The sequence below is a fragment of the Bradyrhizobium prioriisuperbiae genome, assembly GCF_032397745.1.
GTDB lineage: Bacteria > Pseudomonadota > Alphaproteobacteria > Rhizobiales > Xanthobacteraceae > Bradyrhizobium_A > Bradyrhizobium_A prioriisuperbiae.
On record NZ_CP135921.1, the window covers coordinates 8,940,358 to 8,962,844 of the forward strand.

The following is a 22,487-nucleotide window of genomic DNA, read 5'->3' on the forward strand; positions in this document are numbered from 1 at the left end:
GGGTATCCGTATGGCCCAGGATATGGGGTGGCGCAATGGGCGGGGAAGCCGGGGGGGGGGCCGCTTGCATGGCTGGGTGGCGGGGGCGTGTTTAAAATGGGAATTTGCTCGCTTGTCCCTGGCCGCCCTCGGCCTGCCCACGGCGCCGCGACAAGCGTCGAGAGACCGACCCCGGTCCCTTCGCAACTCATCGCGTCTCCGGTCGTCGAGAGGAATGGCCCAGCAGCCATCAGCAAAAGGAGAACAAACGACCCTAGAAGAAATCCAACAAACAAGCCGCCTGACGCCGCCTGCTCAATGCGAGCTCTGTCAGCCGATTACCCTCTCTGTACAGGCATCTTGAGCGCTCGCGTTAAAATGATCGAGGCGATACACTTTTCGTCGCTGCAGTGATTAGCCGCAGAGCGAATTCACGACGCAGCTACTAGACGCTTCGCGGACCCTGCTTCGCTTTGATGAGCCTCGGCTCGTCCCTACTGATCAAGCTGCGGCTCTCCCTGCTCTGTAATTGAGGTTTTTCCGGCTTCGAGTTCAGCTGGTCCGCTTTGCGCGGGAGTCGGCTCTTGAGCAAGGTTTTCGACATATTTCTTGATCTCCCGGTTGGCCTTTTCCTGAGCCTTACGCTCTCGCGCTTTGGCATTTCTGTATTCTACATCAAGCTTTCCAATAACATGGTCACCTAGTTTAACGGATTGTCCGAGTCCGGGACCAATCAACCACATATCCGTAGCTCGCCCAACGCCCGGGGCAACCTCTGCATTCTTTTTTGCAAAGTATGACAACAGAAGCGTCTCGGGCAGCGGGCTATTCCAAGCATGCCGCGAATTCATAAACGAAGTCTCTGCGTGTCGCGCACCACTTCCTATCGAAGCGAAGCCGATCGCGTCGTCACACCTGAATTCATCGTTCTGAATCGTAAATATGTGGGGGTGAATACCAAGAATGTCGACGTCAACGCCGGCTATGATTGCATGAACGGAGGGCACATCGAATCTTATAAGGTCTCGCGTAATCGTCTCCACAATTTGCTGATCCATGCCGGCTTGGCGCTCAACAAAACTTTCGCTCGTAAGTCCTAACGGCCGGAGTATTGCGGTCTCGGCCCTTCGTCGCTTTGCCTCAATGCGCGCCTCAACGTAAAGATTGACGACATCTTTGATCTCCCACCAGTCAGATGGATAGCTGTTAATCCGCGCCTCAATAATTTTGTAGATATCTGTCAAAACTTCAGTGTGAAAAGCGCTGTCACCACTGAGCATGATCGAGATAGAGTTTGTCAGGGCAGTGGTCTTTTCGAGAACCGGTTCGAATTGAATGTCGCCGGATGTCAGCATTCGATCCGACGTCAGTATGATGAACCCTTGAGATCGTGCAGCAATACAAACCGTCATCTGTTACGAGCCTCATTGAGAAAAATCGCGGCTGGGCACTACGGTGATGGGGTGGACGGCGCCCCGAACGGCATCGATGTGCCAAGATGGTCGTTGTCACAACCCATCTGAGGGAGCCGTCCATGGGCAAGTCTACTGATAATGTTGCGTCTGTCACCACGATTGGTCTCGATCTTGCGAAGAACGTCTTCCAGATCCACGCGGTCGATGCGCGGGGAGCGGAGATCGAATTACGGTGCACTTAACACACCGAGATCGTCATTCTCGCACTACGGAGCGCCAGACAAACAGCAAACGCTCGGAGTTAAACAGTCAGGACTTCGAAAAGCTCATCGTCTTTCATCGAACTCCTTGCTGACGTCAACAATCTTCACCGACAGCCGTTCTGCTAGGAGCCTAACGATCGAAGTTGGACGGCAATCGATGACAAGCACCGCTTGTGCATTAGGCGGTTCGGCAGCAGCGAGCTGCATGGCGCGGAGCGTTGCCCGATACTTCACACATTGAAAGATGCCGCGCTGAACTTCATCGTCAGAAGCTTCGCTTGTCTTCACCTCAACCGCCAGACGCGTTTTTGCATTAGTGAAGAGGACGTCGAGTCGATCACCAGACGCTAGCCAACATTCCGACTTTCCTTTCCCGAATTTTCCGAACGAACTGACGGCATCGGGATGGTTCACAACCCAGTCTTTGAGCTTTTTGTGTAACGCCGACTCTGGACCGCCGGCAAACCTTGACCGATTTGGCGTTGGTATCGGTTCTCCTCTGCCGCTGTCGAGACTCCCAACTACAGTCTTTGAAATTTTGAGGTGCCGACCTATCTGGTTCCAGCCGGTAAAATTGAACACCTGCTCCATTGCTGACTGAGCGTAGCTATCGCGCTCGTCTTTGTTCAAGCGCTTGATCTCTCGCGGAGTCATGCCGAAATGCTTGGCGAGATAGCTGTCGACACCATGGCTCGGCAAACCAGACTTTTTGCTCACAATGATAGCATTGAGCAGGGGAACGTCATGCCCCAGGTCTTCAACCAGCGCTTCGCACACATCGCCGACTTTTCCTGCAACATAGCGGTAGGTTAAGGCCATAACCAACGGCTCACCTCGCATATGTACGGCATGATTTAGATCGCCGTAAGTAATCGGATCGCCGCCCATTGCGCTCGCCAGTACGATAGGAAAGGCAATGCGCGTAGTCACGTCCGTCCACTCGTCGCCACCCCGCAGAAGTTCGATTGCCGACATATCTCGCCCTCGATCATTGATTTGATGGTGACAGCAACAGCAACATGGTCGCGTCGACGTTGCTGCTTGGAAACTACCCAGCAATCGATCCGACTACTATCTAGCCAATCCCAAACGACGCGTGCTCATAGTTGGACTCCCCACCCGAAGATTTATGAAGCCAGTCGAATTTGCTGCAGTGTTAGATTGTTCAGGGCGCGTACGGCCTCCTGGGAATATCTGGCGCCGTTATCGCCCCGCGGACCAAGGGCAATGTTCAATGTGTGGGTCTGGGTTGCTGTTACGCCGGCCAGATTGCCGATTGGCCCGCGAAATCGTACGAGTGTCCAGGTCGGTGCAATTGACGCTCCCGCAGTCACAACGAATTGGACCGAGTGCGAGACTGAATCGATCGGAGGATCAGGAATCCTCTTCGTGACATTGCCCGCATTTTCACCTGCCGCTTTGGATTGCTCGGCTGCGTCGGCAGCGAGATCAACCACATCATCTGCGTTTGTTTTCGCTTGGTTGGCCTTGGTGTATGCCTCGGGACTCGTATCGCCTTCCTTCATGTTCGTCGCAATGTCGACGACCAGATCGTTCTTCGTTTTGGCTCTGGTTGCGTCATCGCGCGCCTTTAGGGCTTGCTGTCTGGCCATTACTGCAATTGCGCGAGATTGTCGCAGGAATTCCGCGTCTTCAACATCTCTGAATGGCGATTCTTTAAGGGAAAGCTCAGCAGACGTCGCGGCACGCTCCGCTTCATCGGCGGATTTCTTCGCGGCCGCATAGGCGTCTTTTGATAGCTTCGCAGCCTCGTCTGCAATCTCTTTCGGCTGTTTGGTGGCAGCGACGTTTGCCGATTTCGGGACAGCCGGCGCGATTGCCGCGGCTTTTGCAGTCCCTGGAGCGGGGTGATCGCCCGCCTGAAGATCTCTCGTGGCCACCGGCGACAAAGCGGAATCAACCCATTCGCGCAAACCAAGATCACCCGCAAGGTTGCTCCGCAGGCCGGGATCACAGGGATCCGGAAGACGATATTTCGCACTACGAACAAGCAGGCCCCGACGCCACCGCCGTAACTCAAGAAGTGAGAGCGAAAAACTGATGGCCTCGGTTCTTATTGCCTGACCGGACACCGAGGCGCCGGCGCCAAACGAAAATTGCTGGGCAACTCCGCTAACGGTGCCCAGCGGCTCGACATACGCGCCGACAGGAGTGACTGATCCCAGATTGTTGGCGATCAACGTCATATCGACCTTGGCAGTCCATTGCTGGAGCCATCGGAACTGCGGTTCCTGAATTTTTTCGCTAAACGAGTCAGCCAATTCACACTTTACGCGTTCGACGATGTCGCGAATTGGTATGGCACCCGTGGCTTCAGATAGTGGCGGCACCGTCGAACACGCCACGAGCAACGAGCCGATCATCAACAGAAATACGCACGAAAAGATGCGCATTGGAGCCCCCACCCCTGAAATCACGCAAAGTATGCGACTACTATGGATTGTGCTTGGCAGAAAGATCAACTTGAATCTTAGCAACCCGCCGCTCTCCCTACGTGGCCCGCTGGCCATGGCTTGAGCGCCCCCCTTGCTGAGCCTGCGCTATAGCTCTCTCTAAAAAGGGGTACTCACATGAACCGACGCAATGTTCTCGGCCTGACGTCAACGACAGCCATGGGCCTTGCCCTGGCACCCGTACGCACGTTTGGACAGTCGCCCCCTCCCGCCTCCCTCATGGCCCCCCTCAGCGCCTACATGTCCGCCGCCGCCACCCGCCCCTCCCCGCCGACGTCACCGAACAAGCCAAGCACCACCTGCTCGACACCCTCGCCGCCATGATCTCCGGCTCCGAGCTGCTGCCGGGACAGGCGGCGCAGCGCTACGTCAGCGCGTCCGCCGGCCGCGGCGCGGCGACGGTCGCGAGCTTTCCGCTCACGGCGGCGCCGGCGGATGCGGCGCTGGCCAACGGGGTGATGGCGCATGCGGACGAGACCGACGACTCGCACAACGAGTCGCGCTCGCATCCGGGCTCCTCCGTGGTGCCGGCGGCGCTGGCTATGGGCGAGGATGGCGGCATCGACGGGACGCGGCTGTTACGCGCGGTGACGCTGGGCTACGACATCGGCACCCGCGTGGTGATGGCGATGGGCGGCGCCGCGTTCAGCTATGAGAGCAGCCTTGCCACCCACAGCATCGCCGGCACCTTTGGGGCGGCGGCCGCGGCCGCCTGCGCCGCCGGGCTCGACGCGCAACAGATGCGTTTCGTGCTGGACTACACCGCGCAACAATCCTCCGGGATCGTCGCCTGGCGGCGCGACACCGACCACATCGAGAAGGCGTTCGTGTTCGCCGGCATGCCCGCGCGCAACGGCGTCACCGCTGCGCTCTTGGTAAAATCCGGCTGGAACGGAGTCGACGACATTTTTTCCGGCGCGGACAATTTCTTCCAGGCCTATGCGCCGAAGGCCATGCCCGCGCGGCTGGTGGAGGCGCTGGGCGAGCGTTACGCGATTACGCAGACCGACATCAAGAAATGGACCGTGGGATCACCGATCCAGGCGCCGCTGGATGCGATGGCTGCGATCCGCGGCCGGACGCCATTCACGGCGGATGAGGTGCGCGAGGTGAGCGTGCGCGTGGCGCCGTCGGTGGCCGCGGTCGTGGACAACCGCGACATGCCCGACATCTGCCTGCAACACATGATGGCGGTGATGCTGCTGGACGGCACGGCCTCGTTCCACGCCGCCCACGACAAGCCGCGCATGCAGGATGCCGCCGTGCTGGCCCAGCGCGCCAAGGTGCGGCTGATGCGCGACGAGGAGCTGGCGAAACTGCTGCCGGTGCGCGTGGCCATTGTGGATGTGACGCTCACTGACGGACGGGTGCTGTCGGAGCGCATCACCGCCGTGCGCGGCACGCCGCGCAACCCGATGGAGCGCACGGAGGTGATGGAGAAGGCGCGGGATCTCATCGCGCCGGTGCTGGGGCGGGGCAAGGCGGAGCGGCTGATCGCGACGATCTATGCGATCGAGGGTGTGGGGATGTGCGGGGGGGTTGAGGGGTTGTTGCAGCGGGGGTGAGTGCACCGCAACCTTATGCGCATATGCGTCATCCCACTGGATCTGTTCGCAAGGCCGCGAAAGTGCGCGTTACAGATCCCGACACTAGTCTTTAGTAGTAGCATACCCCCTTGCGCTCCCCCACGGGTTGAGAAATGATCTTACTCAGGTCTGGGGAGATCACGAAAATGCGTGTTCTGGGAATCGTGGCGCTGGGCGCTGCGCTGGCGGGCTGTGCGTCGAGTTCATCGGAAATCGCGCCCGCCTATGTTTCACCGGTCATGTACCAGCAATACACCTGCGCGCAGCTCGCCCAGGAAGCGCAGGGCGTGTCGGCGCGTGCGGCAACCCTGTCCGGCGCCCAGGACCAAAAACGCACAAACGATGCAATCGCAACGACGGCAGCTGTCGTGATCTTCTGGCCAGCGGCTTTCCTGGTTGGCGGCGACAAACAGACCGCGGCAGAACTCGCGCAGATGAAGGGACAGATGGTCGCGATCGAGCAAGCGTCTATCCAGAAGAAGTGTGGGATTCAGTTTCAGGGGCAGCGGCCGCCTGGCACGTAACAACCTCTACTCCAGCGCATTGGATGGAAAGACCGGGTTTACGGTGGCTGCGATCGAGGGCATGGGGATGTGCGGGGGTTGAGACCGCTGCTGCAGCGGGGGTGAGTCGGCTGATGCGCGCGATGACGCCAGGCTACGACATCGGCACCCGGGTGGTGATGGTTACCTCACAATCGCCGGTGTGATCGCAGCAACGGACGTCGGGGACGACGGAATCTCTCCGAGCTTGATCGTCAATCCGGCATAGAACTCGTCCTGCCTGGTCAGCGTGCGCGGCGTGTTGCCGTTGGTATAGCGTGCCTGCAGGAAAAGGTTGTCCTTGTAGATCGGATAGGATGCGGTGACCTGTACGTAATCGATGTTGCGCTTGCTGGACGGATTGAGCGTCTCAGCGAGATAGATGTACTTCGCTTCAAACGTCAGCGATTTATCGATGACGTCCGGCCAGAGGTTGTCGAATATCAGACTTGCGGAGATCTTCGTGCCGGCCCAAAGATAATTGTCGCCGGGCGTCAGCGTCTTGAACACCCCGTCATCGGCCACATGGAAATAGTCGAGTGCTAACGTCGGGCGGAAGTTCAGCCACACATTCTCGGTCAGTTGCGTCGTCTTGCCGATAAAGCCCAGCGTCATGGGCTGCCAGAATGCCTCAAAGCCGAATATGCTCGCTTTTCCGTCGAAGTCCGTCGTGTAGACGGCATCAGCTTTCACGTATTGGCGAATCAAGTACGAATTCGGGCTGAAGTATTCGAACTCGAAGCCACCCTTGGCCGACTGCGAACCGGTGTTCTTCGAACCATTTTGAATGCTGCGATCGAATTCCATTCCCGTCAACAGAGCTACCCGGCTGAGGTAGCTGTTGGCTTTCAGATTTTCAGTCGTGAGTTCGCGGTCCCAGACAAATCCCGCGATCACCGCGCCCTTGATGGCCAGCGCACTTTGTTTCGCGATGCGGTCATCGGTGTAGGACACCAGTGCGCCGGCATCCGATACTTTCGTGTCATTCGTGATCGCGGCGCCAGTCGGATAGGCGTCTCTCACAAGAAACACCGGGGCCGGCTTGAACGGATCTTTCTTCGGTGCCGGTGGCTTCGGTTTCGGCTTCGGCATCACCGCGACATCGCGCTGGAATACCTTGACTTCCTCGCTGTCAATGCACCCGTCCCGATCGAAATCATACTTTTTCAGAAGCTCCTCAAGGCCATCGGCCTTCAGGCAATATTCCGACGTCGCAGCATTGGCAGCATTGGCAGCATACGGCAATGCGCAAACGCCGGTGATCATCATTGCCCGGATGGAATGACGCATGGCCGTGCCTCAGTTCTTCTGCGGATTATGGCGAACAACTGCTCCAATAAAATCCGCGACGAACGACGCCGACTGCGTCTCATAGGGCTGGATCCACTGCTTCATGGTATACCCCGCCTGGTAGTAATAGTTGTCCAACAGGACCGCCATGGTGCGCTTCTCGTCCACTTCAAAGTGGTAACGGGACAATGGATAGGCGGCCGCTATCGTGTTCGGATCGACGTTCTTGAAACGACCGATAACGATCCTGACGTCACGATCGGCCGCGATCGGCGAATATCCACGCACCTCCAACCCTTCAAGATGCTTGTGCTGATCGTGAGCAGACGCGTTCGGATCAAGACCTTCGAGAATATCCCTGCTGATCCTGCTGTTCGCCGCAATTTCGGCCTCCACCGGCGCCTGGTTGAAATCGACGACAATGCCAGCGGTCCGCAGCGCGGACGATGCAGCGTCCTTGAACGCTTCGGAATAGACCCGCGCCCGCTCTTTCTTGTCCGCTATCTTATCCGATTGCTGTTTCGCGTACTGCGCAAAGTCGGAGCCCCAATTTTCGTTCGCCATGACCGCCCCCCGCTTTCCATTTTGTGTTCGGTTGATGCCCATCCGCTCAAATCAATGCATCAAGATGCATGCAGCATCGCCTGGAGCGACGAACGCTCCGCGCGCTGTTCACTTGAACTCGACGATGTGACTTGAGGCCCTTGCTGTCAGTTGAAATCAATAAAACGCGTCACGCAGGTGACGAGGAAAATACAAGTCACGAATATTCCGCGCTGGAAATGCAGCAGAAATAACCCATCGAAAAATGACCAAATTATTAAACGCCAAGGGATGACGAAACGCAACTACAGCAAAAGAGATTTTTTGGGTGTGCTTTTGCGAACACTCCCGTTTTGTGTGGCTCGACCGCCGCATAGAGACGATGCGTCGCGCCGCCCACCGCCGTCATGGCTTCAGCCCCCAGGGACGGCGGCAGTAGGGGCAGCCGTCGCTTTTCGGCGGCAGGCCGCGGGAGCGGCCGTCGATCTCCTTCAGCAGATCTGCCCAGGTGTGGTGGGGCTGCTCGGGCCTGGCCTGCACGTCGAGGCTGCTCTTGAACACGCGCGGCATCACCTTGGACAGAATCCAGCAGCGCGCGGTGACGCGGGCGCGGGAGCGCATCACATTCTCGCGGTTGAACACCCGATGCACGCCGCCACGCGCGCTGCGGCGCTCCATCCAGTCGTTGCGGGCGTTGTCGGCGATGTCGAGGATGGCGTCGGCCATGACGAGATAGCCGAACTCGCGTGCCTGCCAGTAGCGCGCCGCAAAGCCGTCGCGGTCGGCCTTGACCCAGCCAAACACCGCGTCAGCGGAGGGCATGCCGGCCTCGCTGCAGACATCGCTGAGGGTGCGCCCGGCGCTGAGCTGGCCGCAGATATCGTCGGCGATCTCGGGCGTATAGAGCAGCGGTACGCCGCGGGAATGCGGATAGGTCTTGTAACGGTCGCCGAAGCCGGCGCGGTTCTCGCGCACCCACTGGTGGACGGTCCACGCGTTGGGCATGCCGTCGTCGGTGCAGATGTCCTTCACGGTGCGGCCGCGCGCCAGTTCGTTGCAGATGCGGTTCGCAATGGCGGCGCTGTAGGGAACGTATCGCCTGCGCATGGGGATGCTCCTCGGTCAGGTACGCGGCTCGCGCGGACAATAAAAAGCCCGCGCCGGGCGGAGGCCGGAGCGGGTGCGAGCGTGACGAGAGTCGGCGATTTGGCGTTACGGCGCAAGGGTGGGGATGTGGATATTGTGGCTAACTCCGTGGGTGGTGCAGGCGCGGTGGGGATGATGCGCCTCGCCACCCTCCGTTGTCATGCCTGCGGACGCAGGCATCCAGTACGCCCGGTGTGCGAGAGGAAACTCTGCGCACATCACGCCGGCCTGCGTTTACTGGATCACCCGCGGGTGATGACACCGTGTGTGGAGCGAGGCTGTCGTCACCTCATCCCGCGATCGCGAGCCGCTTCTCGAAGCCGTTCGGCAGTTCGATATCCACCTCCAGCGTGGAGACGCTGTCGCCGCGGTCCATGCGGACAATCACCTTGTCGGGATCGAGGTCGACATGGCGGGAGACCACCGCGAGGATTTCCTCGCGCAGCAGGTTCAACAGATCCGGCTGGCCACGCTGGCCGCGTTCGTGGGCGAGCAGGATCTGCAGCCGTTCCCGCGCCACCGGCGCGGAGGCGGTGCGCGGCCGCAGGAAACGCAGGATGTCGAGGCTCATGCCGCCCTCCGTCCCAGCAGCCGCTCCATGAAGCCGCGGCGCTCGGCCGGCACCGTCATGGTGATGGTCTCGCCGGCGAGGCGCTTGGCCGCGTCCATGTAGGCGCGGGCGGGCGGGCTTGCCGCATTGTTCAGGGTGACGGGAGAGCCGACATTGGAGGCGCGCAGCACGTCCTGGCTTTCGGGAATGATGCCGAGCAGGGGCGTGGCGAGGATCTCGAGAATATCGTCGATCGAGAGCATCTCGCCGCGCGACGCCCGGCCCTGGTCGTAGCGGGTGATCAGCACATGCTTCTTGACCTGCTCGCCCTTCTCCGCCTTCACGGTCTTGGAATCCAGCATGCCGATGATGCGGTCGGAATCGCGCACGGAAGAGACTTCCGGATTGGTGACGATCACGGCTTCGTCCGCATAACGCATCGCCAGCGTGGCGCCGCGCTCGATGCCGGCCGGTGAGTCGCAGATCACCCAGTCGAATTTTGCGCGCAACTCATCGATGACCTGCTTGACGCCCTCGTCACTGAGCGCATCCTTGTCACGGGTCTGCGACGCCGGCAGCAGCCACAAATTCTCCAGCCGCTTGTCGCGGATCAGCGCCTGCGAGAGTTTCGCCACCCCCTGCACCACATTGATGAGATCGAACACCACGCGGCGTTCCGCCCCCATCACCAGATCGAGGTTGCGCAGGCCGACGTCGAAATCGACCACGACGACCTTGTCGCCGTTCTGCGCCAGCGCCGCGCCGAGCGCGGCCGTGGTCGTGGTCTTGCCCACGCCGCCCTTGCCTGATGTCACGACCAAGACCTTGGCCATTCGTTGTCTCCTTGGAAGTTGAATTAATTGAGCGGTGTGATGCGCATGGTTTCGCCGTCGAGCCACGCCTGCGCGGCCCGCCCCCGCACCATGGCGTTGATGTCTTCGGCGGTCTGGTAGTAGCCGTCGATGGCGAGAAGCTCCGCCTCGATCTTCTGGCAGTAGATGCGCGCGGCGGCATTGCCGTTGATGCCGGCCATGGCGCGGCCACGCAGCGCGCCATAAATATGGATCGAGCCCCCGGCCACGATCTCCGCCCCCGACCCCACCGCGCCCAGCACGGTGACGTCGCCTTCCGAGAATACGATGCATTGCCCCGAGCGCACCGGCGCCTCGATCAACAGCGAGGTCTGCGGCGGCGGCTTCAGGTCCGGCTTTTTCTCCGGCAGCGGGTCGATCACACAGTGGCGCCCGCCGGTGAGCAGCGGCGGCAGTTTGGCATCGACGCGCGAGGCATCCACACCCTCGATGCCGAGCACGCGGATGCCGCGCTCTTCGAGGCTGGCGATCAGGTGCGCGATGCCGTGGCTGGACAGATCCAGTGCCGCGAGATCCAGCACGATCGGACGGCCGACGAAGAATCCGGGCGAGCGCGCCAGCGTCGCGTCGATCTCGTCCAGCCAGTCCACGATGGGCAGCACCGGCGAAAACACGAACGCGACATAGGACCGGCCGCGCAGCCGCACCAACTGCCGTTGCGGCTCCACCTTTGCATCCATGAGGGGCGACTCTCTTGACTGGTTGTCGATTGGTTAACGCGAGATTGGCCACGCATGGTTAATGAGCGGTTAACGGCTGTCATATTTTGTTAAGGAACCGGGGGATGGAACGCGGGGCGCGCGCCTACGGCGTTCGCCCCGGCGCGGTTTCCCGCATCAGGGTCATGGCGATCAGGCCGACGGTGCCCGAGAACAACAGGTACCACGCCGGCGCCAGCGCATTGCCGGTGACATGCAGCAGCCAGGTGACGACGAGTTGCGCGGTGCCGCCGAAAGTGGTGATCGCTGCCGCATAGAGAATGGCGAAGGCGCCGCCGCGGATGCGTTTGGGCAGGCTCTCGGTCATTGCCGCATAAAACGCGGTGTAGGGAATGGTGCCGATCAGCGACAACACGCCGAAACCGCCGAGCAGCGCGGCGGGGCTCTTGGTGTCCACGATCCACAGAAACACCGGATAGGTGAGCAGCAATGCAGCGAGTTGCGGCCACACCATCAGCGGGCGGCGGCCATAACGATCGGCCAGCCAGCCGCCGAGCAGCGCGCCGGCAAAGCCCAAAGCGTTGCCCGCAACCGAGGCTGCGAAGGCGAGCGACGGCGCCACCTGCAGCGTGGTCTCCGCATAGGTCGTCATATATTTGGTGACATAAGTGGCGATGGTGCCGCTGGCGAGAATCAGCAGACCCAGCACGAACACCCGCGTATGGGCACGCCAGACTCCGGCTTGTGCGCCGACCTGCGCCTCCGGCATCGCATGCGCCGCCTCCTCCGGCAGGTGCATGGTCTCGGGCATCCGCGTGCGCATCCACAGCCCGAACGGCAGCGTCACCGCGCCGAGCAGGAAGGCAATGCGCCAGCCATAGGCATCGAGCGCGCTGGAACTGAGTGTCGTCGACAGCACAAGACCGACCACGGCGCCGATGGTGGCGGCGATCTCCTGGCTCGCCGGCTGCCACGACACCGCAAAACCGCGGCGATGCGGTGGCGCGGATTCCAGCAGATATGCCGTGGTGGGGCCGACCTCGCCACCCAGCGAAAACCCCTGCACCATGCGCGCCAGAATGGCGATGATCGGCGCGGCAATGCCGATGCTTTCATAGGACGGCGTCAGCGCCAGCACGATGATGGCGACGCCCATCATCGTGAAACTCAGGATCATCGCAGGCTTGCGGCCGGCACGATCCGAATAGAGCCCGATCACGATGCCGCCGAGCGGCCGGGTGATAAAGCCGGCGCCGAAGGTGGCCAGCGCCCCCATCAGGCTGGCGTAGGCGCTGTGGGAGGGAAAGAAGGTGCGGCCGATCTGCACCGCGAAAAAAGCGAAGGTGATGAAATCGTAGAACTCGAGCATGTTGCCGATGGTGGCGCCGAGTGTGGCACTCACGCGGGCGCCGGGCACCTCGCGCACCTGTTCGCGTACCTGCACGACGTCCTCAGTCATCAGCCCCTCGATTCACCGGCACGCCATCATGCCATCGCGGCGCATGGACGCCAACCGCGCAGGGACCATTGAAATGGTTCCTGCGCGTTCCAGCACAAAGCCGATGATCCTGCCTTCGTTGCACCACAGAGTGCCGTATGAGTGTCGCGCATGAAATGGTGTCACGTGTTTTCGGGATTGTTCTTCGCCGCATTCGGTTCCACCCCCGCAATGGCGGAGATGTCGAAAGGTGTCGCGCGCAGTGCGGGTTCGTTCTTTGCCGCCGCCGTGTCGTGCGAACAGCGCGACCGGATCCAGGGCGGCCAGACCGAGGCGCTGCGCGCCGGCCTCGATCGTTATCTCACGCAGGACAACAGGCGCTGGCTCCAGCAGGGCTTCGACAAGGGCACGCGGCGCGCGCAGGTGTTCGTTCCGGAGACCGGATGGACGCCGTTCACACCCGACGAGGCCGGCTGCTACCGGGTGCAGGGCGTGCTCGACGATTACAAAATGCAGCTCAGCGATTAGGGGAACCCGCGCCGGACACATTTTCTCCCTGATGTTTTGCGCCCATGTTGCCCAAACGTAACAGTGGCCTATCGGCGCTGTGATACCCTGCCGGGGCAGGAACGGCACGGATTGTGCGATTCAGGTTCGTGCCTCTTCCTGGTGTTTCGTCTTTGGTGCTCCTTGCTTTCGTGCCTTTTGGGGTTTCGCGGGGGATCAGGAATGAACCGACGTATCCGGCTGCTGACGGGGGTCGTCAGCGTCGCCTTGCTTGCCGCGCTGTCGAACGACGCGGCGGCCGCCGTCCGCCACAAGCCGACGCCCCGTGCCGCGACCAAGCCAGCCGCGGCCAAGGCCGTTGCGAGCAACTCGTCCGCGCACAAGCCGGCTGAAAAGAAGTCTCGCGCCAGTAAGACTGTTGCGACCAAACCCGTCGCCAGCAAGTCTGTCGCCAGCAAATCGATCGCAACCACCTCGACGACCAAAGCGATCCCGATCCCGAAGCCCAGACCGGTGATCGACGCTGCCGCGCCGACGACAACAACGCCGCAGCTCGCCGGCGATCCGGCGCTGGTGAAGCAGGCGCTCGATCTCGTGCGCAAGGGCGAGATCACCGAGGCCACCACCCTCAAGACATCGATCAATGATCCCGCCGCCCGCACCCTGGTGGAATGGCTGATCCTGCGCAATCCGAGCAGCGACGTGACGTTCGGCCGCTATGCGGCGTTCATCTCGGACAATCCGGACTGGCCGGCGGTGCGGATGCTGCGCCGGCGCGCCGAAGACCGGCTGTGGCAGGCGCGCGGCGACGCGGCCACGGTGCGCGGCTTCATCGGCGACGCGCCGACCAGCAGCAAGGGCCGCCTCGCGCTGGCGCGCGGGCTGCTCGCCGAAGGTGACCGTGACGGCGCGGCAAAGCTGGTGCGCGAGGCCTGGCGCTCGCATGAACTGTCGGAACGGCTGGAGACTGAAACGCTCGCCGCCTTCGGCGATCTCCTAACCCGCGACGACCATCGCGCGCGCATGGACAAGCGCATTGGCGCCAAGGATCTCGCCGGCGCGATGCGCGCCGCACGCCGCCTGGGCGGTGACGATGTCGCGGTGGTGAAAGCCTGTTCCGCCGTCGCCGGCAGCGCCAGCAATGCACTGGCGCAACTCGACGCGGTGGCAACCGACGCGCGCCAGGACCTCGGCTACGTGCTCTGCCGCCTGCAATGGCTGATGCGCAACGATCGCCTGCAGGACGCCGCGCGGCTGATGCTGTCGGCGCCGGCCGCGACCATGGCTTCGCAGGAGACCGACGAATGGTGGCGGCAGCGGCGCGTGCTCGCCCGCAAGCTGCTCGACCTCGGCGACAACACCACCGCCTTCCAGGTGGTGCGCGACGCAGCGCTCCCGGCCAATGAGAATTACCAGGCGGAAGCCCGTTTCCTGCCCGGCTGGATCGCACTGCGTTATCTCGGCGAGCCGGCCACGGCGCGGGCACTGTTCGCCGATATCGACGACGGCTCGATCAATCCGATCGTGCTGGCGCGCGCGAACTACTGGCGCGGCCGCGCCGCGGAAGCGCTCGGCGACAGCGAGGGCATGCGTCGCTTTTTCGAGGCCGCGGCCGCCCACCCCACCGCCTATTACGGACAGCTGGCGCGCGCGAAACTCGGCCTCGACAGGCTGGAGCTGCGATCGCCGGACACCGCGCCCCGCGAGGACATGGCGCCGGCCGACGACCGCGTGCGCGCCGCCGACATGCTGTACACCCTCGGCGAGCGCGACACGGTGCTCGGCTTCGTGGCTGATTTGGGCGAGCGCAGCACCGACACCGCGTTGCTGGCCGCGCTGGGCGAGCTGACCGCGCGTCGCAACGATGCCCGCGCCATGCTGCAACTCGGCAAGACCGCGCTGGCCCGCGGCCTCGCCCTCGACACCTATGCGTTTCCCGCCATCGGCATCCCGCAGCACACGCCAATTGGCCCGGAGATCGAGCGCAGCGTGATCTATTCGGTCGCCCGCACTGAGAGCGCATTCGACCAGAAGGACATGTCGCCGGCCAAGGCGGTCGGCCTGATGCAGGTGACGCCGGACGCCGGCCGCGACACCGCCAAACGCTTTGGCGTGACCTATGACTGGAACCGGCTGGTGTCCGATCCCGTCTACAACACCCAGATGGGCGCGGCCGAACTCGCCGCCCTGCTGCGCGAATACCGCGGCAACCACATCATGACGTTTGCCGGCTACAATGCCGGCCGTGGCCGCGTGCAGCAGTGGATGCGATCCTACGGCGATCCGCGCGATCCGAAGGTGGATGCGGTCGACTGGGTCGAGCGCATTCCGTTTGCCGAAACCCGCAACTATGTGCAGCGGGTGATCGAGAACGTCGCGGTCTACCGCGTCCGTCTCGATGCGGCACCGCCGGTGGTGGCGGAGCGCGATGCCACCCGCGCGGTGAGGCGGGAGGCCAGCGCCGTCGCGGACGCACCGTAGCCGGCACTGGCACAGTGACCAGCAGTGCGTTGGCGCCGCCATTTCCGCATCAGGCGATCTATTTGGTACGGCGGCCGAACGACTCCGCATAGGCCTCGGTGCGGGTGTTGATCAGCGGGTCGTCCGACGCCTCGATGCCGCCGGTCAGGTTGGTCGGCATGAACAACAGCTCGTTTTCCACCTTTTTGGTGTCCAGCGCCTTGGTCACCGCGATTTCGCCAAGCTCCACCGTGGGCCGGCTGTCCGGCCAGACCTTGGTGGCATCGGTGGTGGAGTCGCCATCGGCCGCGACGTGAACGAGCAGCCGGAACTTGACCGGCGCTTTCTCGACCGACGCGCGCAAATTGTCGGCCAGCGCATTCGGGGAGCGCTTCGCGGCATCCTCATCGCTGACATAGGCTGCCTCGTTCACCGGCACGATGCGATAGCGGCCGAACTTGCTGGCACCCTGCGCATTGCTGAACTTGAACGCATTGACGCCGAAATACGGCTGCGTGCCGTAGCTGACCGCGACCGGGCGCGGTGTCGTGACAAACGCCAGCGCCGCAGGATGCGCCCCCAGGAATGTCTCCACCGGCGTGGGTTTCGGCGCAGAGGGACCGCTGTTGCCGACCGCCTTCAGCAGCGCCAGGAAATCCTCGCCGGTCGCCACCGGAAAGCCGTTGGCCGAAATGCAGACGATGTCGGCCTCGCTGCCATCGGGCAGCCGGAACTTGATCGCCATGCCGCGCACGCCGCCGACGGAAAGGTGGGTGTCGGGCGCATCCGGCACGCCGCCCGAATTGGAGAACCGGATGGTCAGCGGCGTCGGCGCACCCTTGAGGAACACCGCCGAACTCAGCGTTTCGGCGCCCGGCGCTGGCGTGAAGGTGCCTTCGAACACCGCGCCCTTGGCATGGTTGGCGCGAACGCCGGGATGGACGCCGTACAGTGCGTTCATCTGATCGACGAGCTGGACGCCGAGTGGTGCGTCTTCAGCGGCACAGGTCACGCCTGTGGCGACCAGAGTCGAGATGGCGATGCTCACGGCTGCACCGAAAAATGATCGCATGATGTTCTCCTGACCTGCCTTTGACGAAAATCCGTAACCCGGACGATCGCTGCGTTGATCCGGGCCGCACGTCTTCTACGTTGCCGCTATCCCGCCCGTTACCTTATCCAAATGTGAAGGCATAAGCATGAACGCCTGCGTCGAGGAATTCGATCTGGAAGGTGCGATCCGTCACCTGCCCGGCCTGCCGGACCAATTGATAGAGCCGCTCCTCCTTCACGCTGCCGAAGCCATCGGCATCGATGTCGGTGCCGTGATCGGCGCCCGGCGGCTTGCCGTCGATGGTGACGCGGAAACGCACCGGCTGTCCCCGCGCGGACGGGCCCAGCACAAGGTGAAGATCGCGGGCATGAAAGCGGTGAAGGATGCTGCCGCCCTTGTCGTTGAGCGTGGCGAACTCGCCACCGATGGTCCAGGCGCCGTCCAGACTCCAGCGATTCAGCGGAAGGCTCGACGCCGCGCGATAGCGGCTCGCGACACCCGGCCGAATGCCGCCGGGTGATGCAAAACCCGTGGCCTGATTATAGCCGAGATAAGTCTCGCCCGACTGCAGGTTGCCGGCGTCAGCCGGGGCCTGTGCGCCCTCGCCGCTGACGTCCGAGATGTCCTGCCTGGTCTCGGACCTGTCGCGAGCCTCGGCCAGCAACTTCTGGATCAGCAACTCTGAGGTCTCGTAGTCGCCCTCGCCCAGCGTATGGTGGCGGACACGGCCGTCGACACCGATGAAGTAGAGCGCCGGCCAGGCCTGATTGCCAAACGCGCGCCAGATCGCGAAGTCGTTGTCGATGACCACGGGATAACGCACGCCGAGCGACGCGGCGGCCTTGCGCACATTGCCGACATCCTTCTCAAAGGCGAACTCAGGCGTGTGTGCGCCGATCACCACCAGCCCCTGGTCCCTGTATTTGTCCGCCCAGGCGCGGACATAAGGCAGCGTGCGCAGGCAATTGATGCAGGAATAAGTCCAGAAGTTCACCAGCACCACCTTGCCACGCAGATCCTCCGGGCGCAGCGGCGCCCCGACCCACGAACGGCCGTCGAACAGCGGCCGCAAGAACGCCGGCAGTGCGGCGGCGGCTGCAACCTGCCCCGGCTCCGCCATCGCCGGCGTCGGCGCCATCCGCAGCGCGTCAATCAGGTTCTGCTCCAGCCGCGCAGTGTTCACTGACGACAATCGCGTGAGCAGGCCGGTGTCGGCGCCGAGCGCAATGACCACCGCGCCGGCGACGACAGCCGCGCCCAGCACCCGGCGCACGCCGCCGCTCGCTTGCGGTGACCAAGGCAGGTGCGCCAACAGCCGGCGGCCGAAGGCGAGACCCAGCGCCAGCGACGTTGCCGCGCCCAGGCCATAAGCCAGCAGCAACAGCGAGGTCTGCAGGCTCGGGCCGCGCAGTGCCGCGCCGGTGAGGATCAGCCCCATCACCGGGCCTGCGCACGGCGCCCACAGCAAACCGGTGGCGACGCCGAGCAGCAACGATGCGCCGGCGGTTACCGGACGCGACGCATCTGCAGGCCTTCCGTCTCCGTTGGTCCCGCGCTGCGCGGCCCAATCCGACAGCCGCGTGCCCAGCGCCACCAGCGGCGCCATCACACGCTCGGCCAATGCGGGCCACAGCAGCGTCAGCCCGAACAGCGCCATCACCGCCAGCGCGACCACGCGACCATTGCGGTTGAGATCGATCGCCCAACCGCCCGCAACGGAGGCGAGCGTCGCGACCACAGCGAAGGTGAGCGCGAGACCGACGAGCAGCGGCAGGCCGCCGCGCGTGAACGGCACGCCGGAGCGCGCCAGCACGAACGGCAGGATCGGCACGATGCAGGGCGAAGCGATGGTGAAGAGGCCCGCCGCATAAGCGAGGATAAAGAGCGTCATGGGGACACCATTGGAAATCGAAACGGAAGTGGTTTGCGACGCAAGTGCGTCGCGGGGCAGCGTGGGTTAGCGTGGGCCGGGCCGTTCCGGCTTGCGCTCGTAACGCAGCACCAGGCGTGGACTCGGTCGCGCCGGAATGCAGCCGCGCCGGTCCTGCGGCCAGGCGGTTGCGACATGAAGGCCGGCGACCAACGCAGGCAGCACAGCCAGAAGCCACGCCGATCCGCGCTGCAACTGGCGAAACAGAAACTGACGCATGATCACAAACCCTTGCGATGGAGAGAGACCGACCGAGGCGACGCCGCCCGCACGATGCGAGCGGCGCCGCTCTTGACGGGTCACACGACGTTCAGCGTGACGTCGATGTTGCCGCGCGTCGCCTTGGAATACGGGCAGAGCTGATGGGCGCTATTGACCACGGCGCGGGCGACATCGGGCGCAAGTCCGGGCAGGCTGACGTTGAGCCGGGCCTGCAGGAAGAATGCTTCGCCCCCGGTGCCGAGATCCACCTCGGCATCGACGGCGAGATCCTTCGGCAGCGTCACGTCAAGCTTGCGTGCGGCCCGGTTCATGGCGCCGATGAAACAGGCCGACCAGCCGGCGGCGAACAACTGCTCGGGATTGGTGCCTTGGCCGTTGCCGCCGGGAGGCGACAGCTTGATGTCGAGATGGCCGTCATCGCTGCGCGCCGCGCCATCGCGGCCGCCGGTGGTGTGGGTCTTTGCGGTGTAGAGGACTTTTTCGATCTGGGACATGAGAGACTCCTTTGATTGCGTAAATCGAGCTGAGAGAACAAACCGTCATCCTGAGGTGCCGCGCAGCGGCCTCGAAGGATGGCAGCCGAGGTGCCGGGCCGTCGCCCTTCGAGGGCCATGCTACGCATGACCACCTCAGGGTGACGGGTAACTGGAAACGCGCTTCAGTTGATCGTGTAGCTCGGGTGAGCGCAGCGACACCCGGGAACGATGGTGAATATTGACCCGGATGTCGCTTCGCTCGTCCGGGCTACGAGTCTTCAGAAGCGAGCGACGTCGATCACCGCCTGCGCAAACGCCTGCGGCGCTTCCTGCGGCAGGTTGTGGCCGATGCCGCCGCTGATGTTCCGGTGCTCATACTTGCCGGAGAATTTCTTGGCATAAGCCGCGGGCTCCGGATGCGGCGCGCCGTTGGCGTCGCCTTCCAGCGTGATGGTCGGAACCGTGATCACGGGGAATGCGGCGAGCTGCTTTTCCAGTGCGTCATACTTCGCTTCGCCCTCGGCGAGGCCAAGCCGCCAGCGATAATTGTGGACGACGACGGCAACGTGGTCCGGATTGTCGAACGACGCAGCCGAGCGGTCGAACGTCGCATCATCGAATTTCCACTGCGGCGACGCGATCTGCCAGATCAGCTTGGAAAAATCATGGCGGTTGGCGTCATAGCCGGCACGGCCGCGCTCGGTGGCGAAGTAATACTGGTACCACCACTGCAGCTCGGCCTTCGGCGGCAACGGCTTCTTGCCGGCCTCCTGGCTGCCGATCAGATAACCGCTGACGGAGACCAGCGCCTTGACCCGCTGTGGCCACAACGCGGCGATGATGCAGGCGGTCCGCGCGCCCCAATCGCAGCCGGCGAGAATCGCCGTGTCGATCTTCAGCGCATCCATCAAGGCGATGATATCGGCGGCCACCACCGATTGCTGTCCGTTGCGCGGCGTGTCGCCCGACAGGAAGCGCGTGGTGCCATAGCCGCGCAGATACGGCACGATCACCCGATACCCCGCCGACGCAAGCTGCGGCGCGACGTCGACATACATGTGAATGTCGTAAGGCCAGCCGTGCAGGCAGATCACCACGGGACCGTCGGCGAGGCCCAGTTCGGCGTAGCCCACTTTGAGCACGCCGGCGTCAATCTGCTTCAGCGGACCGAACGAGGTGTGGGTGCCCGGCTTAAGCGCAGGCAGTGTCGCGGCCTTGGTGGTTTTCGCCATGGACTGTGCATTCGCGGCACCGCCGAAGGCGGCCGTTGCGAGGACGAAAGCTGCCGTGCCGAGGAAGCTGCGGCGGCGCGGGTCGATGATGTCGATGGTCTGTTCGGTCATGGTGCTGGTCTTTCCTAGAAAGCATCTCGTGGTCGGCGCGGTCAGCCGCGCGCGTGGGGGGCCGCCACCACAAGGGTGGAATGAATAGTCGTCACGGTTCGTCTCCGTTGAGTGGGCAGGCGCCAGATTTAAATCGCTTACGATTAATTCGTATACGTTACATAAAGACACCTCAATCGCTCAGTCAACCCTTTCGATTTAATCGGATGCGATATATATGGATGCGAGAGTTCACATCACCGTGTGGTTTCCCTGAAAGGTGCGCCATGACCCTTATTGATGAGGCCGCGCCGGCCAAACCGGCTCCCCGGCTGTCGGATTTCCTTTGTTTTGCAATCTATTCGGCCAACCTGGCCTATGGCCGGGCCTACAGGCGCATCCTGGACGAACTCGGGCTGACCTATCCCCAGTACATCGCCATCGTGTCGCTGTGGGAGGAGGACAACCAGACCGTCAGCGGCCTGGGCGAAAAGATGTTCCTGGAATCCAACACCCTGACCCCGATCCTGAAGAAGCTCGAGGGGCTGGGTTACCTGCGCCGGCAGCGCGATCCCGCCGACGAGCGCGTGGTCCGCATCAGCCTGACCGATGCGGGACGCCGGCTGCGCGAGAAAGGCCTGACCATGAATCTGGTGGAGGCCTCCGGACTGAAGCCCGACGAATTCGCCAAGATGCAGAAGGGCGTCGCCACCCTGCGCAACAACCTGATCAAGGCGACGGACGAAGGGCGGACGTGAGGCAGCGTTTCGTTTGCGCAGCCCGCGCCGGATCGCGATCAGCGCACAGTGGCGCGCGTTTCTCGCGCTGGACCACGCTAACTGTGACGCTGAGATGCAACGGATTCAACCGTTGGCGAGCATGTCGAGAACAGGACAGGCCGGCGTCTTTGTCCCGGAGCATTGATCGACAGTCTTTGTAAGGATGGTTTCGAGCTTGCGAAGGTCTGCGATCTTGGCCCGCACTTCATCGAGATGGCTCATCGTCAGCGCTTTGACATCGGCGCACGACGTATGGCCCGGCTCGGCCAAGGCCAAAAGCGCCTTGACCTCTTCGATGCTGAAACCAAGTTCCCGCGCCCGCCGGATAAAGGACAATCGCCGGATGTGCTCGGCGCCATAGCTCCGATAACCGCCAGCGGTGCGGGCGGGCTTAGGCATCAGGCCGATGCGCTCGTAATAACGAACGGTCTCCAGATGGACGCCGGCCGCATCCGCCAGTTTGCTTATGGTCAGGTCTCGCACGGTCGTTTTTTTTGGCTTGAGCCAGTAGCGGCTACGGAGTTCAGGGTACACCCGGCTCGCGAGGAAAACACTTATGGCTCTTCAAGAATCGCTTCACGAATCCGTTGCCACACGTAGGGTTTCCGACGTTCCGAACCCCAACACAGGGGTGGCCGGTGGCTCGCTGGCTGCCATAGGCGCAATCACGGGCCTTGGGGCCATTGCCGCATCATCGTGTTGCGTCGTGCCGTTGATACTCGCCTCTGTTGGTGCCGGTGCCGGCATCTTTGGGATCCTCGAGTTCCTTGCGCCGTGGCGAATACCTCTTCTCATTGTGAGCGGCGCCGGGGTGGCGGCGGGCTGGTTTGCGTGGTGGCGCAACCGCCGGATCGCCTGCGAAGTCTCAGCATGCGCCCCACACTCCCGGTCCCAGGCACCGCTGATACTTCTCGTTCTGGCCTCTCTCGTCATCATGGCGGCAGTCGGCTGGAACTACCTCGAGCCCTCCTTGCTCAAGC

Annotated in this window: 21 protein-coding genes; 5 read left to right on the forward strand and 16 right to left on the reverse strand. The window is 62.8% G+C overall.

Going from position 1 to position 22,487, the window contains the following annotated elements; all coding sequences use genetic code 11:
* Positions 1 to 473: 473 nt before the first annotated feature.
* From RS897_RS41505 to RS897_RS41515, 3 genes are all read right to left on the reverse strand, one after another.
* On the reverse strand, positions 474 to 1,391 hold the full coding sequence (locus tag RS897_RS41505) for an Ntn hydrolase family protein (RefSeq protein WP_315834442.1): 918 nt from the start codon (positions 1,389 to 1,391) through the stop codon (positions 474 to 476).
* Between the two features lie 329 nt (positions 1,392 to 1,720).
* The gene (locus tag RS897_RS41510) at positions 1,721 to 2,632 is read right to left on the reverse strand and encodes a hypothetical protein (RefSeq protein ID WP_315834443.1); all 912 of its coding nucleotides are present in this window, start codon (positions 2,630 to 2,632) and stop codon (positions 1,721 to 1,723) included.
* Between the two features lie 152 nt (positions 2,633 to 2,784).
* Positions 2,785 to 4,071, reverse strand: a complete 1,287-nt coding sequence (locus RS897_RS41515; protein ID WP_315834444.1) for a hypothetical protein — start codon at positions 4,069 to 4,071, stop codon at positions 2,785 to 2,787.
* 380 nt (positions 4,072 to 4,451) lie between these two features.
* Between RS897_RS41515 and RS897_RS41520 the strand changes: the two genes are divergently transcribed.
* Both RS897_RS41520 and RS897_RS41525 read left to right on the forward strand, forming a co-directional pair.
* A complete protein-coding gene (locus RS897_RS41520) occupies positions 4,452 to 5,696 on the forward strand; it encodes an MmgE/PrpD family protein (RefSeq protein ID WP_315834445.1) in 1,245 nt (414 codons plus the stop codon).
* A gap of 167 nt (positions 5,697 to 5,863) precedes the next feature.
* On the forward strand, positions 5,864 to 6,241 hold the full coding sequence (locus RS897_RS41525) for a hypothetical protein (RefSeq protein ID WP_315834446.1): 378 nt from the start codon (positions 5,864 to 5,866) through the stop codon (positions 6,239 to 6,241).
* Positions 6,242 to 6,403: 162 nt separating this feature from the next.
* On the opposite strand, the gene RS897_RS41530 is transcribed toward RS897_RS41525, so the two are convergent.
* The 7 genes from RS897_RS41530 to RS897_RS41560 all read right to left on the reverse strand — a co-directional run bounded on the left by RS897_RS41530 (position 6,404) and on the right by RS897_RS41560 (position 12,778).
* On the reverse strand, positions 6,404 to 7,525 hold the full coding sequence (locus tag RS897_RS41530; protein WP_315834447.1) for a hypothetical protein: 1,122 nt from the start codon (positions 7,523 to 7,525) through the stop codon (positions 6,404 to 6,406).
* Between the two features lie 33 nt (positions 7,526 to 7,558).
* Positions 7,559 to 8,113 (reverse strand): hypothetical protein, encoded by a 555-nt coding sequence (locus RS897_RS41535; protein WP_315834448.1) that lies wholly within the window; start codon positions 8,111 to 8,113, stop codon positions 7,559 to 7,561.
* A gap of 384 nt (positions 8,114 to 8,497) precedes the next feature.
* Positions 8,498 to 9,199, reverse strand: coding sequence for a terminase small subunit-like protein (locus tag RS897_RS41540; RefSeq protein WP_315834449.1), 702 nt, complete (start codon positions 9,197 to 9,199; stop codon positions 8,498 to 8,500).
* Between the two features lie 328 nt (positions 9,200 to 9,527).
* Positions 9,528 to 9,809 (reverse strand): cell division topological specificity factor MinE, encoded by a 282-nt coding sequence (minE, locus tag RS897_RS41545; protein WP_315834450.1) that lies wholly within the window; start codon positions 9,807 to 9,809, stop codon positions 9,528 to 9,530.
* Positions 9,806 to 10,621, reverse strand: coding sequence for a septum site-determining protein MinD (minD, locus tag RS897_RS41550; protein ID WP_315834451.1), 816 nt, complete (start codon positions 10,619 to 10,621; stop codon positions 9,806 to 9,808). The genes minE and minD overlap by 4 nt, the downstream gene beginning before the upstream one ends.
* Before the next feature lie 23 nt (positions 10,622 to 10,644).
* Entirely contained in the window at positions 10,645 to 11,340 is a 696-nt protein-coding gene (gene minC, locus RS897_RS41555; protein WP_315834452.1) for a septum site-determining protein MinC, read from the reverse strand.
* A 124-nt stretch (positions 11,341 to 11,464) separates the two neighbouring features.
* Positions 11,465 to 12,778, reverse strand: a complete 1,314-nt coding sequence (locus tag RS897_RS41560) for an MFS transporter (RefSeq protein ID WP_315834453.1) — start codon at positions 12,776 to 12,778, stop codon at positions 11,465 to 11,467.
* 150 nt (positions 12,779 to 12,928) lie between these two features.
* On the opposite strand from RS897_RS41560, the gene RS897_RS41565 reads away from it, so the two are divergent.
* Positions 12,929 to 13,285 (forward strand): hypothetical protein, encoded by a 357-nt coding sequence (locus RS897_RS41565; protein ID WP_315834454.1) that lies wholly within the window; start codon positions 12,929 to 12,931, stop codon positions 13,283 to 13,285.
* Positions 13,286 to 13,486: 201 nt separating this feature from the next.
* A complete protein-coding gene (locus RS897_RS41570) occupies positions 13,487 to 15,745 on the forward strand; it encodes a lytic transglycosylase domain-containing protein (protein WP_315834455.1) in 2,259 nt (752 codons plus the stop codon).
* Between the two features lie 58 nt (positions 15,746 to 15,803).
* Here the strand turns inward: RS897_RS41570 and RS897_RS41575 are convergent, their stop codons facing one another.
* The 5 genes from RS897_RS41575 to RS897_RS41595 form a co-directional block, all read right to left on the reverse strand.
* On the reverse strand, positions 15,804 to 16,796 hold the full coding sequence (locus RS897_RS41575; protein WP_315834456.1) for a catalase family peroxidase: 993 nt from the start codon (positions 16,794 to 16,796) through the stop codon (positions 15,804 to 15,806).
* 103 nt (positions 16,797 to 16,899) lie between these two features.
* The gene (locus RS897_RS41580) at positions 16,900 to 18,669 is read right to left on the reverse strand and encodes a cytochrome c biogenesis protein DipZ (protein ID WP_315834457.1); all 1,770 of its coding nucleotides are present in this window, start codon (positions 18,667 to 18,669) and stop codon (positions 16,900 to 16,902) included.
* 66 nt (positions 18,670 to 18,735) lie between these two features.
* Positions 18,736 to 18,927, reverse strand: coding sequence for a hypothetical protein (locus RS897_RS41585; RefSeq protein WP_315834458.1), 192 nt, complete (start codon positions 18,925 to 18,927; stop codon positions 18,736 to 18,738).
* Between the two features lie 80 nt (positions 18,928 to 19,007).
* Positions 19,008 to 19,424: an organic hydroperoxide resistance protein gene (locus RS897_RS41590; protein WP_315834459.1), complete on the reverse strand. Its 417-nt coding sequence runs from the start codon at positions 19,422 to 19,424 to the stop codon at positions 19,008 to 19,010.
* A gap of 260 nt (positions 19,425 to 19,684) precedes the next feature.
* A complete protein-coding gene (locus tag RS897_RS41595) occupies positions 19,685 to 20,749 on the reverse strand; it encodes an alpha/beta fold hydrolase (RefSeq protein WP_315834460.1) in 1,065 nt (354 codons plus the stop codon).
* 266 nt (positions 20,750 to 21,015) lie between these two features.
* Here RS897_RS41595 and RS897_RS41600 point away from each other — a divergent pair, with 266 nt between their 5' ends.
* The gene (locus RS897_RS41600) at positions 21,016 to 21,486 is read left to right on the forward strand and encodes a MarR family winged helix-turn-helix transcriptional regulator (protein ID WP_315834461.1); all 471 of its coding nucleotides are present in this window, start codon (positions 21,016 to 21,018) and stop codon (positions 21,484 to 21,486) included.
* A 105-nt stretch (positions 21,487 to 21,591) separates the two neighbouring features.
* On the opposite strand, the gene RS897_RS41605 is transcribed toward RS897_RS41600, so the two are convergent.
* On the reverse strand, positions 21,592 to 21,990 hold the full coding sequence (locus RS897_RS41605) for a MerR family transcriptional regulator (RefSeq protein WP_315834462.1): 399 nt from the start codon (positions 21,988 to 21,990) through the stop codon (positions 21,592 to 21,594).
* Positions 21,991 to 22,487: the final 497 nt, after the last annotated feature.